The sequence below is a fragment of the Flavobacterium rivuli WB 3.3-2 = DSM 21788 genome (assembly GCF_000378485.1).
In the GTDB taxonomy this organism is placed as follows: Bacteria; Bacteroidota; Bacteroidia; order Flavobacteriales; family Flavobacteriaceae; genus Flavobacterium; species Flavobacterium rivuli.
This window is the reverse complement of the sequence record NZ_KB899970.1, coordinates 184,914-200,156: the sequence shown is the minus strand read 5'-3', so window position 1 is coordinate 200,156 and position 15,243 is coordinate 184,914. Positions and strand designations below refer to the sequence as shown.

Sequence of the window (15,243 nt, the reverse complement as noted above, 5' to 3'; positions counted from 1 at the left end):
GTGTATATTATAATTTATGTGGTAAAAATGGATAATTTTCCTGATCGTAAACAACGTCATACATAACGCTAAGATCCGGGTATGGAGACTCTTCAGCAAATTGCTCACACTCAGCAACAAGGTCTTTAACCCTGCCGTCTATAGCTTCAATCTCTTCGTCTGTTGCATATTTGTTATCTTTAATAACTTCAAGAACCTGAAGGATTGGGTCAATTTTACGGTATTCTTCCACCTCGTCTTTAGTACGGTAATGTTGGGCATCACTCATAGAGTGGCCACGGTAACGGTACGTTTTCATTTCAAGGAAAGTTGGCCCGTCGCCCCTGCGTGCTCTTTCTATAGCCTCGTTCATGGCTTCGGCAACTTTAACCGGGTTCATTCCGTCTACAGGGCCACATGGCATTTCATACCCTAAGCCCAGTTTCCATATATCGGTATGGTTAGCAGTACGCTCTACAGATGTACCCATTGCATAACCATTGTTCTCTACAATAAACACTACAGGAAGTTTCCATAGCATAGCCATGTTAAATGCTTCATGAAGCGATCCCTGGCGTGCAGCACCATCACCAAAATAGGTAAGGGTTACTCCACCTGTTTCAAAATATTTATCGGCAAATGCAAGTCCGGCACCAAGTGGAATTTGCCCACCCACGATACCGTGGCCACCATAAAAACCTTTTTCTTTAGAGAAGATATGCATAGAACCACCAAGACCTTTAGAAGTACCGGTAGCCTTACCAAGAAGCTCTGCCATAACACGGCGGGGATCTACACCCATACCTATAGGCTGCGGGTGGTTACGGTATGCAGTAATCATTTTATCTTTAGACAGGTCCATAGCGTGTAATGCTCCGGCAAGCACTGCCTCCTGACCATTATATAAGTGTAGGAAACCCCTAACTTTTTGCTGAATGTACAAAGCCGCCAGTTTGTCTTCAAACTTTCTCCAAAACGACATATCTTCATACCACTTCAGGTATACTTCTTTTGTTATTTCTTTCATTGCTTACTATAATGTTGCTCTTGATATTTAAAAATTGTAAAAGAGATACGCAAAAAGTTTGCTCACACTAATTTGCGAAATGCAAAAATACTATTTCCCTTTAATAACTAAAAAATTTAGGGCAAGTATTTTCATTTTTTTAAAATTACGAAATGGTTATAAAAAAGCAAAGAGGCCATAATAGCCTCTTTACTGTGGTTTTATTATAAATCTTTACCTCCAAAAACCATTGGCAGTAAATTTTTTAATGATTCTGAACGGTAAACTTCTCCTGTTTCTCCCATAAACCAAATCTCGATGGGAATATCCTGTTTAAGCTCATACTCTGCAATAGACTGCCTGCAGGCACCACAGGGTGGTATAGGCGCATTTACCTCTCTTTGCGAAGATGCCGCCGTGATAGCCATCCTGATAATTTGAGCATCAGGATATATTGCACCTGCATGAAATATAGCTACCCTCTCTGCACAAAGGCCGGATGGGTACGCCGCATTTTCCTGGTTAGAGCCTAATGCCACTTCGCCGTTGCTAAGCAGTATTGCCGCACCAACGTGAAATTTAGAGTAAGGCGCATACGCATTTTTACGCACAGCAACTGCCTGCTCCATTAAACCCTTTACATCTGCCGGCAAATCTGCCACGGATGGATAAACAGTAAAAGTAGAAGTTATCGTGATGTTTTCCATCTACTAATATTCGTCGTATTCGTCTCCGAAGTTAAAGGTAAGTGAAAAACGCAATGTGTTTTCTAACGGGTTCCTTACTTTAGAAGCGGAGAATAAGTAAGACACATCTACATTTATTACCGAATATTTAAAACCGGCACCCATTGAGAAGAATTTACGTGCACCTTTTAACTGGTTCTCGTTAAAATAACCTAAACGGAAAGCAAAAGCTTTATTATAGGTATATTCTGCACCAAGAGAGTAAGTAACCTCCTGAAGCTCTTCTTTTAAACCTCCCGGAGCATCGCCAAACGATTTAAAAATACCCGATACCCAGTTAATATCATTATATTTTTGCCTGTTCTCTGCATTTGCAGTAGTGGCCAGCATTTGTTCTGCACTGCTTATCTCGCCATCGCCATCAGCATCTACTGCCTGTACAACAGCAAAAGGTGTTGGCACTAAAAGTTTAGAAACCTCTACGTTTACACCAATGGTGTTATACTCGTCAAAAATAAAATCGAAACCACCACCAAGCCTCATATTAGACGGCAGAAAGTTAGAACTCAGATTTGGATCATCATCATAACTGATTTTCGGACCCAGGTTCTGGAAATTGAAACCAGCCCTCCAACGACCATCAAAATCATCATAAGCCACTTCTTCACTCTGGTAAAAACCGGATATATCAAAAGCATACGATATTGCAGCATTAGCATCGGCACTACTACCGGCAACTGCCTCGGCAATTTTTAAGTTAGAGCTGATAAAGCGCCCTGCAACCGACATAGAGAAACGGTCATCAAGCTTTAGTGAGTATGAAAGGTCTACCGCAAGCTCATTAGGGCTTCTTGTAATTACCTGCTCATCTAAATCTCCTGTTTGCCTTAGCTCTACATCGCCAAGGCTAAAGTAACGAAGGCTACCACCAAAGGCACTCCTCTCGTTTATTTTATTAAAATAAGTTACCTGGCCAAGCGAAATATCATTCGCAATACTGGTTAAATAAGGCGTATAACTTGCCGAAAGGCCCTGCTCACGAAGTGAAAAGGCGTATTTTGCAGGATTCCATTGCTGCGAAAAAACGTCGGCTGAAGTAGCCACACCCTGGTCTGCCATACCACCTGCCCTTGCATCGGCTGCAATAAGCAAAAACGGTACACCTGTGGTAATTACACGGTTTTCATTCTGGGCTTTTGCCGCCTGAATTCCTAAAACACACAGGCCAAATAAAAGTATTTTCTTCATTATCTATCGTAATTTTAAGGGACACAAATATACTGTTTTTTACAGCAAAACAAGTTTTTCGTACTTTTCTGCTTTTTTATTACTGGTAACAGACCTTACGGTAAGCTTATAGATATAGACACCCTTACCTATTTTGTCGCCAAAATCGTCGCGCCCATCCCACTTTAACTCACGGCTTAAAAAGCCATCTGTAGTTACCGTCTGGTTAATTGTCTTCACAATTTTACCGGTAACCGTAAACACCTGCACCTGCACATCGAGCGGCTCAAAAGGCCTGTTATGGCTAAACCAAAACTCGGTGTAACTTACAAACGGGTTAGGGTAATTAAGCACCTTCTCCAGCGTAAGCTCATCATCTCCTGCTACCACAAACTGAATCTCGGCAGTAACAAGGTTATTGTAAACATCCCACGCCCTGAAAGTTAACGTATGCAAACCTTTAGAAAGATTGGCAAACGGAAAACGTACCGTACCGTGGCTGTAATCATTAACATCACTTTCGTAATAATCGTTCATAAGGAACTGGTTGGTATCGTCGCCATCCAGTATTCCCATAATATCGTGCCCTATACCGCTGGCAGTATTAATACCATTAGCATCTTCCAGGTAAGCGAGCAATATAGGGCTCGCATTTGTTATACCGCCACTTATAAAAGTTTCTGTATTCATATACAGTTTTACGGTGGGTGCCAGGTTATCTTCGGCAGCACTTGTATTTACGCCACCTATTTTTATAACGCTGTTATAGCCAATATGGTCTTCGAGGGCATTATTTTTTTTAGAATAAAAGCTTACACGCCCCTCTGCAACCGGAATCCTGATATCTCTTGGCACTACAAAACTAAACTCAAACCTGCCGTTAGTTACCGATGCATTACCCCTGAAAATGGTTTCGCCAAGGGTATTAAAACGCCTTATAATAGGTATTAATGGGCTTCGAGGATTGCTAGGGTCCGAAAGCTCAGTCATATTATCATTATTAAGAGTTGCACGTGCAATATCTTTATCAAAAACCGTAACCTCAAGTTCGCCATTAAAATTAGTAAGCATGGTACCATTAGCATCGGTTACATTACCACCCAGCTTTACGCGGCCCAATGCCTGCAACACATCTGTAGATTGCGCTATGGGCACATCATTGATAGTAGTCAGCACAATATTAGGTTTAGGGATAGCCATTTTAAGTGCCGGGTCACCTATAAAACATATCATGCGCACCGTTGGGTTCATTGTATTTTTAGTTAACCGCATAGCCTCTGCCATAGTAGGATATTCCGGCAAACCGTAAGCATACAGCCTTTCTGTAATACGGGGGTTAAATACATTAGCATCACTAATAAAAAGTGCCCTTGTTGTTGTTATCATGGCAATACCACCTCCGGCAGGATTCCAGTAAATGTGCTCGCCGGCAGTTTCTACAAACGGATTATCAAATTTTGTAAGCTCGCACGTTGCTGTAATAAACAAAGGGTATTTATACCGGTTAGTAAGGTTTTGAGCATCGCTGGTTTTAAATAATTGTTCGCTTGCAAGACCGCTTTCGCCACCATGCCCTAAATAAATCACGGCAAGGGCACCGTAGTTAATAGACCTTATTAACTGCTCTGTAGCTTCAGGATATCGCTGCCCCCCCGCAGATGATTGCTGCACATAAGCATCTTCATAAATTTTCCTGACATTTACATAAGGCCTCGCACTTTTAAGGTTGTTTACAACCTGCTCCATGTTGTTTACAAAACCTGTAGAGCCGGCACCATCAAGGTCATCTACCGTAGCTATATATTCACACCGCCACCTTCCATACGCCTCAGTGCTTTCATACTCTAAAACCTTGTTAACCATCTGGTCTGCCTGTACCCTGTTATTTACAAGCATGCGCCCCGTAGCAACATCTACTCTTTCGGCTACAATTACATTGCCATCGCCACTTAACAGTAACTGGCCTTCATTGGGATCCATAAGTCCGAAAAAATCGTCGGTTACAAATGTATTTACAACACTATAATTATTATCGCTTGCACTATGGGCAAAACCATGAAACGTAGGCACAATATTAGAATTATTGCGAATGCGGTTTTTATAATCAAAAGATGCATCGCCAAAAAGGTTAACATACTTTACCTTCTTTGAATCGTCTGACGCATTATTATATACGTACTTAATAAAATTACGGATTGCCGCTATATCCTGCTTGCCCGACGAGAACTCCTGGTAAATATTCTCGAGGTTTACAACCTTAACATTAAGCCCCGATGTTGTGCGGTGGTGGTTTGCAAGTATTTCGGCAGATGCATTAAGGCTTGCAGGCGTAACAATTATATAATCTATATCCTGAAACTGCCCGGTACTGTTCCTAAATATTGTGCCCTTAAGATTTTGATTGGCCATACGGGTATTAGACTCCTTAAGCGGAGCATAATAATCTGAAGACACTACACTTATATACTGCCTTACTTCGCCCTGAGATGCCTTAAAAGAAAATTGCGCACCGGCTGTATTTGTAATTTTGGCAGCATTATAAATGTCTGTAATATCCCAAACCTCTTCTATACCCGCAGCATTGGTAAAATTATACTGTATAGTACCTATGTTATTTGCTGCAGTATTGTAACGAAACCTGAATTGCCTGCCATTACCATCTAAATTTCGTTTAGCCTGTATTATAACATAATCCAGCCATGCATTTGCAGATGGTACCCCGGCATTGTTGTAGGTAAGTTTTACAGTAATTTTTCCGTTAGCTGGCGCGGATATCGTGCCACTTTTTATATCCTCTGTTGCCGAAACATTATCAGGCAGCGACCTAAAATTCAGAGTGCTTACAGGTGCATCATTTGCTGTAACCACCATAGATGATGCCGAAACAGAGCTTGCCGCAGCACCTACCGTTACAGTAACAGGTTCATTAGCAATATCAGGAACATCAAATTCAAATTTTTGTTCGCTGTCTACATTAAAAGCTTCGCCATGCCATTTACGCCCCAGCCTTGCAATGTTAATAAGATCCTGCTCATGGTACTGGTATTCATCAAAAACAGATGTTTGCGTAACAGCATTACCGGAAGGCTGTGCCATTTCCTGAATTCTCTTACCGTTAGTACCTTTACTGGTAACATAATAATAGGACCTGTCGGCAAAAAGGTTATTATTTGTATCACTATCTGTATTCCAGTTATCTACGCCTTCAGCATAAAACAGTATGTAATCGCCACTATCAAACCTGCCGTCCTCTTCGCCCAAAAATTTTATGGCATTTTCGGCAAGGTCATCGGGATAATATGTAGCATTAAGCAAAGGCGCCATACGCCCGCCATTGCCATATATTTTTATAGTACGCGGGTCGGCATTAACATCTACCCCTATTTGCTGTAAAAAAGATTTCGATAATTTGTATATACCCGATTTTTCAACATAAAATCGCGACCACTCTCCCGTGGCGAGAACTGAGCTTGTTATAGCCGTTACTGCGGCGGTAGATCTTGAAGCTGAACCACCAAGGGCATAACTATAACTAAATGATTTTACCCTTTTAAAACCAGACCCTTCTTTAACAATAGGAGAAAGCTTTAAGCCGGCATACCACTGGTCGCGGCCCTGAGAAGCCTCTAACACTGCATTTATGGATGCCGGTATATTACTAATGGTAAGCCCCCCAAGTTGCGACTGGGTAATACCCTCGTAAACAACATTTGTAACGCGTAGTGAAGCCGGATTTACTATCCCGGGGGTCTCAAAAGTATAATAAAAAGAGAGCTGCTTTGCCACCGGGTCAAAGTTCATATATTCATTCTCGAACTGAGGCAGGGATATAGGCTTATCAACAATATGTAAAGGCACATTGTCTACCCAGTTTAATACTATTTGCCCGCCCTGCTGACCGTATGAAAGCAAAGAAAATAGCAATACAAATAAAAGTAACCTGTTTTTCATTGATAAGACAACGCTAATAGCGGTAATATTATTACTGCGAAAAAAAATATTTTTTAAATCTGAATGCAATATTACTTCAAAATGGGCGTTCTTAAAAGGTAGATTTAACATAAATTTATAAATTTACTAAAAATATTAAATTAGTGTTGCGGTTTAATGGTTAATTATTATATTGCGGCTCGAAAATTATTTACCTACAGAAAGATGAAAGTTAACAAAATCACGGCTTTAAGGATGTTGCTCGCACTGGCGGTAACAGTGGGTTTTACCAGCTGCAGCAAAAAAGGCTCCGGCTCGGGGAATACCTCATCAGCTACGGGATGGAAAATCAATGACAAGAAAGGTGGTTTCCAGCACAACTCTAAGTACAAGCAGCAAGATGCTGCTCCAGGACTTGTTGCAGTAGAGGGTGGTACATTTACCATGGGTAGGGTTCAGGATGATGTAATGCACGATTGGAACAATACTCCAACGCAGCAGCACGTACAATCTTTCTACATGGATGAAACAGAGGTTACAAATGTTATGTACCTTGAGTATCTTGACTGGTTAAAAAGGGTTTTCCCTCCAACCGAAGAGAATTATAAAAATATTTATGTTGGGGCATTGCCCGATACACTGGTTTGGAGAAGCGCTTTGGGCTACAACGAAACCATGACAAATAACTACCTTAGGCACCCGGCTTATGCTGAGTATCCTGTTGTAGGTGTTAGCTGGATACAGGCAACTGAATTTAGCAAATGGAGAACTGACCGTGTTAATGAAGGTGTTCTTGAAAAAGAAGGTTACCTTAAAAAAGACGCTAAGTTAACCGATGTTACTGCAGAAAGCACTTTTAGTACTGAGGCTTACCTTGAAAGCCCAACAAAAAGCTTTGGCGGTAACGAAGAAATTGTATATAAAGGTGCACGTAATAAACTTGCGGGTAAAGAAGATGCTAAAAACGTTTATGCACAAAGAACATCTGGTTTAATATTACCGGAATACAGGCTTCCTACAGAGGCTGAATGGGAATATGCAGCCGTTGCACTTGTAGGTAACCGCGAGTACAACTTATACAGGGGTAATAAAAAATATCCTTGGAAAGGTATGTATACCCGTAACGGTAACAGGACCACTAAAGGTGACCAGCTTGCCAACTTTAAACAAGGTAAAGGTGACTACGGTGGAATTGCCGGATGGAGCGATGATAACGCAGATATTACTAACAAAGTTAAATCATACCCGCCAAATGATTTTGGTTTATATGATATGGCTGGTAACGTAGCAGAATGGGTTGCAGACGTTTACCGTCCTATAGTTGATGATGAAGGAAACGACTTTAACTACTACAGGGGTAACGTTTATATGAAAGACAGTATAGGCGATGACGGAAGAGCTGCTCTTGTTACTGCTGAGTCTATACAATATGACACTCTTGATAACAAAAGAATACAGTACAGAAGTTTACCGGGACAAATTGCCCGTGTAAAAATTACTGAGGAAGACACTTACCTGAGACAGAACTACACACGTGGCGATAACAGGAACTTTAGGGATGGTGACCAGCAATCTGTACGCAAGTATGGTGACGTAGGATCTGAAGAAGATGTGGATGAAACAAAAAACACTTCTAAGATGTACAACTCCCCTAAAAATAAAGTTGCTATAGATTCTGCCACAGGAAAACTAATAGGCCAGGAAGATAAAACTAAAAGGACTACACTTATTAATGATAACGTAAGGGTGTTTAAAGGTGGTTCTTGGAGAGACAGAGCTTACTGGTTAGATCCTGCACAAAGAAGGTATTATCCTCAGGATATGGCTACAGACTATATTGGTTTTAGATGTGCAATGTCTAAAGTTGGCCCTAAATCTAATAAAAAGACGGCAAGAAACTAATTTTTGCTAAAATATAAATTAAAATAAAAGCCCTATCTTAGGGCTTTTATTTGTTATATACACTAATGGAAATATCTCAGTTATACCAATATTTTACAAGCTGCTCTGCCCTGTCTACAGATACCCGCAAAATCATGCCAAACTCTATATTTTTTGCGTTAAAAGGCGATAATTTTGATGCTAATACATTTGCCTCCGAAGCACTAAATATGGGTGCGCGCTACGTTGTAATAGATAACCCTGCTTATAAAACAGGCGACAGGATGTTACTCGTAGAAAACACCCTCGAAGCTTTGCAACAGTTAGCACAGCACCACCGCAGGCAGTTAGGCCTGCCGGTAATAGCACTTACGGGTAGTAATGGCAAGACCACGACCAAAGAACTTGTTAACGCTGTATTATCTAAAAAATACAGTACAAAAGCTACAGTAGGTAACCTAAACAATCATATTGGTGTACCGCTAACATTGCTTTCTTTTACTACAGAGACGGAGATAGGTATTGTAGAAATGGGAGCCAATCACCAGAAAGAAATAGAAATGCTGTGTGAGCTTGCCGAGCCTAATTTTGGTTATATCACAAATTTTGGCAAAGCCCACCTTGAAGGTTTTGGTGGATATGACGGGGTAATAAAAGGTAAAAGCGAGCTGTATACGTATTTAGAAACACATACTAAAACCGCCTTTGTAAATCTTGACGACGAAATTCAGGATAAGAAAACCGAAGCATTATCACGTTTTACTTTTGCCACAAATAGCTATGATGGTAATGTACGCATAGACGATGTAGATGCTAACCCTATGGTGCGGTTAATTTATAACGACCTGCATATACAATCACATCTTATAGGTATTTACAATGCTTCTAATATTAGCGCGGCAATTGCAATTGGCAATTATTTTAAAGTTGCCGATAGCGAAATTAAAGCTGCTATAGAAAACTACATACCTACTAACAATCGCTCACAGCTAACCGAAAAGAATGGAAACAAGATAATACTCGACGCTTACAATGCTAATCCAAGCAGTATGATGGCAGCCCTAACTAACTTTGTACAGCTTGACGAGGAGCCTAAAATTGCAATACTTGGAGACATGTTTGAATTAGGCACCGAAAGTCTTGCAGAACACAAAAAACTGGTGCAATATCTTGCCGGGGAAGAAGGTGTAAAGGTAATTTTTGTTGGCAATGATTTTTATGCCAATAAAATTAAAAATAGCCACCTCCATTTTTTTAAAACTTACGAAGACCTTAAAAATAATGCGTCGGTGCTGCAAACCGATAAAAAAGCATTGATATTAATAAAAGGATCACGGGGCATGGCGTTAGAGAGAGTACTTGATATTATTTGATTTAAGAATGCCCTGTAATAAAAATCATTAAAGATTATACGCTAAACTAAATTAGAATAATGTATTTTGATGACAAGGTTTATACAGCTTCCCTTTCGAAAGCTAAAAAATGGGTTACTATATTTTTATCGTTGCTAATAGGGATAATTTTAACCTCACAAACATATTCATCTCCATTTTTACGGTAATTAATAATTGTGCAGGCAATAGGTTTAAGGTGCTGCAAATGTTCCCTAATATTTTTACGAACCTCCGGCAGTGTTTTGTTACCCTGAAGAAAATCAGGTTTCCTGCCCACGGCATGCTCTGCAGAGTACCCGGTCATAGCGGCAAACCCCTGGTTAACCCAATAAATTTCCTGTTTAATATCTGTAATTATAATAGCCTCATACCGAGAAGGCATAATTGAATTGAGATCGAGTTTCCATTTAAATTTTTTAGAAAAAAGATTAAGCTGCTGCCTGTCGTTCTCCTGAGTTGTTACCGGATTATTTTTTTGTAGAAAATTAGCCGAGATATCCCAACTCGTAACAGGAAAAACCCGTTTCGATTTTATTTTCTGTGCTATCTTACTGTACTCCGCATCGCTTAGCGACGAAAGGTAAATATCAAGGCACATCATGCTGTTAATATCTTTATTATCATCACCCATGGCATTCAATATAATTATCAGCGAAAGTATATAATATTTTTCCGAGAGACTCAATCTTTAACACAAGTGTGATAATTATTATGATGTGTTCAATAATAAAAAACAACAAACTTATAAACCTCAAGCAAATAAAAACCAAATAGTTACACTCCATCAATACCTACAAGGGTAAAGAAAAAAGTTGTTTCTTTACCTTCTGTACTTTCAACCCAAATTTTTCCGCCATAAAAGTTAACAATTTTTTTTACGATAGACAGCCCAATGCCTGATGACTGGTCTTTACTGTCAAGCTTTGTAAACACGTTAAAAATCTTATCAAAATATGCTGCAGGTATGCCACGGCCATTATCTTTAACGTAAAATTCTACTTCATTTTCTCTTGCAGTATAGCCTATTTCTATAAGGCCAATCTCCTTGTCATTATACTTGATAGAATTTTCTATAAGATTTTGAAACAATTGCCTGAACCTGAAAAAATTGCCATACATGGCAGGCAACTCATTATTAATCTTAACTTTTATAGACTCCGGCATATCTATAGTCCTCAAAATTTCGTCTACCATGTCATTAAAGTCAACCAGCCTGTTTTCAGACTCCAGCCTGTCTATAGACGAGTAATCAAGGATGCCTTTAATAAGCAAATCCATTTTTTCGACATTAAATAATATGAGGTTTAAAGACTTTGAGCTTTCTTCATCAAGCTTATCCTTATTATCTTCTATAATCCAGTTTATAAGTGCGTTAATGCTTCTTAAAGGCGATTTTAAATCGTGAGAAACCACATGGGCATACTCATTAAGCTCCTGGTTTTGCACTTCGAGGCTTTTAAGCAAATCTTCACGCTGCGCATTTATCCTTATTATTTCTTCCGACTGTTGCCTTATATGTTCTATAGCATTAAATTCTGCAAGTTCATCAGGGTTATTATTAAGGTTCATCGAGGCTAATATAAACTCAAGGTTTTTATTAATTTCCTTTAGGCTTTTTGCCTCCTCCCTTAATTTATGGTTAGCTTCATACAACTCATCCGAGCTTAACTTAATAGCTCTTTGCAGCATGGCAATATGATCATCATACGTGGTATACGATTCGCTAACAGCCGTAAGAAATTGCTCCACCGCGGGCAATTGCTCACCGGTAAGATGTTTTTTTATCTGTCTTCTTAATAACGAATTCATTTATTCGCTTATTAATGTTAATGTCATAGTCTGATTATGTAGTTCGCTTGAACGTGTATCATGAAAAGGTGCAATCTCGCCATAAGAATAAAACCCGCTTATAGCAGTATCTTCGCCTATTACTTCGCGCACCAGCTCTATCTCCTCCTCCACACGCTGGTTCATTACCACTTTACGGCCTATACAGCTAATAACAAGTGCCAGTTGAGGCTTTGTAACACGATCCTGCATAGCGAGCGTAGAGGCGGTAAATGCCCCTTGCGAGATACGGTCGGGTGATATCATTATCAATTGTACCTGCGAGTCCTGTGGCACTTCATCTGCAAATATCATAGCTTTGTTCTCCATATCTGTAGCTACAACAGCCCTTACAACCGCATGCGTTTTACCGGGTGCTATAACATTAAGCGGATACAATAAAGCAGACCTTGCAAAATCTCCGGCTTTATCCCCCAGGTATTTTTTATACAACTCTAAAGATGACTGACCGTCTATTTCATACAAAGTACTCCCCTCAGATTTTGTAATTATCCTCTCTGGCCCAAAGGCAAGCCAACCGCCATAACTGGCAAAAGTAATTTCGAGCGATTCGCCATAAAAACCTATAAGCACAATTTCTCCTTCTTTAGGATCTTCTTTATAAGATGTTAGTGTTTTTTCGTACCTTAAATCATCACCGCTTAAACCTCCGGTTATAGCAACATTTTCGTCAAGGATACTTTCTAAACCTTTAATAAGCGATGTACCACTTACAAAACTCCCTTCAGACAGTACAAATAAATGCTTTAAACCTTCGGCAGGCATTTGCGCAGCTAATGCCGCACCAAGCTCGCGGGTATTTTTATTATGGTTAAATATATTATCTGCCTTAACTACAAACGTGCTTTTTTCAAATTCTATGGCGATTACCGTAACCGTGTTCTCTAAAACCTCTACATTAAATATTTCGCCGGCCGTTGAGGCATAAACAATATGTTCGTATGCAAATTCATGCCTTACACTATTTAATATACTTACATCTTCCAGCATGAGACGATTAGCAAAAACCAATACAAGCGGATTTGTAAGCAGTGTTTTTTCTGCCAGATAGTGCCAATCTGAGTTTTTCTTTTTATAAGCTTGTACAACCTTCATATTACAATAAATTACAAATTAAAGCCTAAAACATATACACCTATTTTAAGGACAAAAAAAGAGCCTAACATTAATTATAAAAGGCATAATTAGTAATTAAATATAAAACTGCCTATACTAAGGGGTAAGTATACACCAAATCAAACATACAAAATTGATTTTTGCAAATACATTAAATTAGATAACATTTACCTTGCTATAGACGAATAACCGTTTACTGTAGTCGAATGGAAAATACAATTTAAACTTACCCAAAAAGAGTAATTATGATATAAATATCAACAAGAAAAAACCATATTTAAAGATTAACTATATAGCGTAAAAAGAAAAAAACCACCCTTAAAAAAGGATGGTTTTAATAATTTGCGTTCTATATTATTAGTAACGTCCGCCACGGTTGTAGTCTCCACCACCGCCGCTTCCGCCACGATTGTATCCACCACGATCACCGCCACCTGGACGACTGTCTCTGTTAAAGCCACCGCCTGGACGACTGTTGCCACCACCACCAAAACTTTTTCTGTCGCCACCTGGACGCGGTTCTGATTTGTTAACTACAATAGCCCTGCCTTGTACAGTTGCACCATTAAGCTCATCAATAGCTTTTTGGCCTTCTTCTTCGTCTGGCATCTCTACAAAACCAAAACCTTTACTTCTGCCAGTAATTTTATCTGTAATGATCTTTACAGAATCAACTGGTCCATAAGCCTCAAAAGACTCTCTTAAATCTGCCTCGCTCAAAGAGAACGGTAAGCTTCCAACGAAAATATTCATAAAAAATAATTAATTATTTGTTCCTATAGGTGTTTGTGCTCTTACAAATGTAATCTTATTTACTTAGAAAACACCATTTTATTTTAATTTAATAAAATTTTAATATTAAGCATTAATGTTTATAAAAAACCCCAAACCTTAGTTTGGGGCTTAACTTTATTGTCCTGTTGCAGCGACCAGCGGTACTTTATAAAATACGCCGTCGGCAAAATAAACTATTACACCTTCGTCATTAACCGCATTAAAGCGAAAACTGCCCGAAATATAACCCTGGGCAATGTTGGTTTCCCTTACATCGTCGCTAATTACTATCTGTCCCCTGCCATTTTCTAAGATTGTAGAAAACGTGTCTCCCACACCGCTCTCTGCAGCAATAGAGTAAGAAGCCTGGCTTGGGTAAAGCACACCACTATCATTTTTACCAAATGGGTAAGTACCCGGATCTATAGCGGATGCTTTTAAAACCACTGTTTCAAATCCTGTTGTTGCCGTGATGACAAGCGACCCGTCTCCTGCAATTGTTGCGGTAAAGGCATCAGCTCTCCATAACGCATTATCTTTAAGACCCTGCACAGCGGGAGTATTAAATTTTATATCTTCTTCACACGAGGTAAAAGCAGCCATCAACACTAAAAGCGATAAAATTTTTTTCATTATTATATTGTTAGAAGGGGTAACTCAAATTTTACAACGACAAAAATAGTTTTTTATGGAATATATCCTAATCAAAAAGAGAGAAATCATAATAAAAATTAAAAATTTAAATTGGGCAGTTCAGGAAAAATCATAAATTTAGCGTTTTAAGTTATTAGTACAGGAAACTTTTATATATTTGCACGCTTAAATAATCAGGGGTCGGGAACCCCACAATAATCTAAAAGATGCCTGTAAAAATCAGATTACAAAGACACGGTAAAAAAGGAAAACCATTTTACTGGGTAGTAGCAGCGGATTCACGCTCTAAAAGGGATGGTAAATTTCTTGAAAAAATAGGAACTTACAACCCAAACACTAACCCTGCAACAATTGATTTAGATCTTGACAGCGCTGTTCAATGGCTGCACAATGGTGCACAACCTACAGATACTGCAAGAGCTATCCTATCTTACAAAGGTGCACTACTTAAACACCACCTTGATGGCGGTGTGCGTAAAGGTGCTCTTACACAAGAACAGGCAGATGCTAAACTAACTACATGGTTAGAAGAAAAAACCGGTAAAGTAGATGCTAAGAAAGGTAACCTTTCTGACGCTAAAGCTGATGCAAGGGCTAAAGCTCTTGAAGCTGAGAAAAAAGTAAACGACGACCGTATTGCTGCTGCAAAACAAGCTGAGGCTGACCTTGCTGCTGCAAATGCTCCTGCCGCTGAAGAGGCTACAGAAGAAACGGCTGACGAAAACACAGAAGAAACTCAGGCATAATT

At 39.4% G+C, this 15,243-nt stretch carries 12 protein-coding genes; 3 read left to right on the top strand and 9 right to left on the bottom strand.

The window, feature by feature from the left end; translation table 11 throughout:
• Positions 1–7 precede the first annotated feature (7 nt).
• From pdhA to porU, 4 genes are all read right to left on the bottom strand, one after another.
• The gene (gene pdhA / locus F565_RS0111865; protein WP_020213450.1) at positions 8–1,006 is read right to left on the bottom strand and encodes a pyruvate dehydrogenase (acetyl-transferring) E1 component subunit alpha; all 999 of its coding nucleotides are present in this window, start codon (positions 1,004–1,006) and stop codon (positions 8–10) included.
• 203 nt (positions 1,007–1,209) lie between these two features.
• Positions 1,210–1,692 (bottom strand): cytidine deaminase, encoded by a 483-nt coding sequence (gene cdd, locus F565_RS0111860; protein ID WP_020213449.1) that lies wholly within the window; start codon positions 1,690–1,692, stop codon positions 1,210–1,212.
• A gap of 3 nt (positions 1,693–1,695) precedes the next feature.
• A complete protein-coding gene (porV, locus tag F565_RS0111855; RefSeq protein ID WP_020213448.1) occupies positions 1,696–2,919 on the bottom strand; it encodes a type IX secretion system outer membrane channel protein PorV in 1,224 nt (407 codons plus the stop codon).
• A gap of 39 nt (positions 2,920–2,958) precedes the next feature.
• Positions 2,959–6,849 (bottom strand): type IX secretion system sortase PorU, encoded by a 3,891-nt coding sequence (gene porU, locus F565_RS0111850; RefSeq protein ID WP_020213447.1) that lies wholly within the window; start codon positions 6,847–6,849, stop codon positions 2,959–2,961.
• Positions 6,850–7,053: 204 nt separating this feature from the next.
• Between porU and gldJ the strand changes: the two genes are divergently transcribed.
• Both gldJ and F565_RS0111840 read left to right on the top strand, forming a co-directional pair.
• Positions 7,054–8,730 (top strand): gliding motility lipoprotein GldJ, encoded by a 1,677-nt coding sequence (gene gldJ, locus F565_RS0111845; RefSeq protein WP_020213446.1) that lies wholly within the window; start codon positions 7,054–7,056, stop codon positions 8,728–8,730.
• Between the two features lie 65 nt (positions 8,731–8,795).
• Positions 8,796–10,082 (top strand): UDP-N-acetylmuramoyl-tripeptide--D-alanyl-D-alanine ligase, encoded by a 1,287-nt coding sequence (locus tag F565_RS0111840; RefSeq protein WP_020213445.1) that lies wholly within the window; start codon positions 8,796–8,798, stop codon positions 10,080–10,082.
• 79 nt (positions 10,083–10,161) lie between these two features.
• Here the strand turns inward: F565_RS0111840 and F565_RS0111835 are convergent, their stop codons facing one another.
• The 5 genes from F565_RS0111835 to F565_RS0111810 form a co-directional block, all read right to left on the bottom strand.
• Positions 10,162–10,734, bottom strand: coding sequence for a PAS domain-containing protein (locus F565_RS0111835; RefSeq protein ID WP_020213444.1), 573 nt, complete (start codon positions 10,732–10,734; stop codon positions 10,162–10,164).
• A 143-nt stretch (positions 10,735–10,877) separates the two neighbouring features.
• The gene (locus F565_RS0111830; RefSeq protein ID WP_020213443.1) at positions 10,878–11,912 is read right to left on the bottom strand and encodes an ATP-binding protein; all 1,035 of its coding nucleotides are present in this window, start codon (positions 11,910–11,912) and stop codon (positions 10,878–10,880) included.
• The gene (locus F565_RS0111825) at positions 11,913–13,046 is read right to left on the bottom strand and encodes an FIST signal transduction protein (RefSeq protein ID WP_020213442.1); all 1,134 of its coding nucleotides are present in this window, start codon (positions 13,044–13,046) and stop codon (positions 11,913–11,915) included.
• Between the two features lie 378 nt (positions 13,047–13,424).
• Positions 13,425–13,820 carry an RNA recognition motif domain-containing protein gene (locus tag F565_RS0111815; protein ID WP_026300022.1) on the bottom strand — a complete coding sequence of 132 codons (396 nt, stop codon included), beginning with the start codon at positions 13,818–13,820 and terminating at the stop codon, positions 13,425–13,427.
• A gap of 156 nt (positions 13,821–13,976) precedes the next feature.
• Positions 13,977–14,474: a DUF6252 domain-containing protein gene (locus tag F565_RS0111810; protein WP_020213439.1), complete on the bottom strand. Its 498-nt coding sequence runs from the start codon at positions 14,472–14,474 to the stop codon at positions 13,977–13,979.
• Between the two features lie 227 nt (positions 14,475–14,701).
• Here F565_RS0111810 and F565_RS0111800 point away from each other — a divergent pair, with 227 nt between their 5' ends.
• Positions 14,702–15,241: a 30S ribosomal protein S16 gene (locus F565_RS0111800; RefSeq protein WP_020213438.1), complete on the top strand. Its 540-nt coding sequence runs from the start codon at positions 14,702–14,704 to the stop codon at positions 15,239–15,241.
• Positions 15,242–15,243: the final 2 nt, after the last annotated feature.

Coding starts and splice junctions, on each gene's coding strand:
- pdhA (WP_020213450.1), bottom strand. CDS start 1,006: ATGAAAGAAATAACAAAAGAAGTATACCTGAAGTGGTATGAAGATATG.
- cdd (WP_020213449.1), bottom strand. CDS start 1,692: ATGGAAAACATCACGATAACTTCTACTTTTACTGTTTATCCATCCGTG.
- porV (WP_020213448.1), bottom strand. CDS start 2,919: ATGAAGAAAATACTTTTATTTGGCCTGTGTGTTTTAGGAATTCAGGCG.
- porU (WP_020213447.1), bottom strand. CDS start 6,849: ATGAAAAACAGGTTACTTTTATTTGTATTGCTATTTTCTTTGCTTTCA.
- gldJ (WP_020213446.1), top strand. CDS start 7,054: ATGAAAGTTAACAAAATCACGGCTTTAAGGATGTTGCTCGCACTGGCG.
- F565_RS0111840 (WP_020213445.1), top strand. CDS start 8,796: ATGGAAATATCTCAGTTATACCAATATTTTACAAGCTGCTCTGCCCTG.
- F565_RS0111835 (WP_020213444.1), bottom strand. CDS start 10,734: ATGGGTGATGATAATAAAGATATTAACAGCATGATGTGCCTTGATATT.
- F565_RS0111830 (WP_020213443.1), bottom strand. CDS start 11,912: ATGAATTCGTTATTAAGAAGACAGATAAAAAAACATCTTACCGGTGAG.
- F565_RS0111825 (WP_020213442.1), bottom strand. CDS start 13,046: ATGAAGGTTGTACAAGCTTATAAAAAGAAAAACTCAGATTGGCACTAT.
- F565_RS0111815 (WP_026300022.1), bottom strand. CDS start 13,820: ATGAATATTTTCGTTGGAAGCTTACCGTTCTCTTTGAGCGAGGCAGAT.
- F565_RS0111810 (WP_020213439.1), bottom strand. CDS start 14,474: ATGAAAAAAATTTTATCGCTTTTAGTGTTGATGGCTGCTTTTACCTCG.
- F565_RS0111800 (WP_020213438.1), top strand. CDS start 14,702: ATGCCTGTAAAAATCAGATTACAAAGACACGGTAAAAAAGGAAAACCA.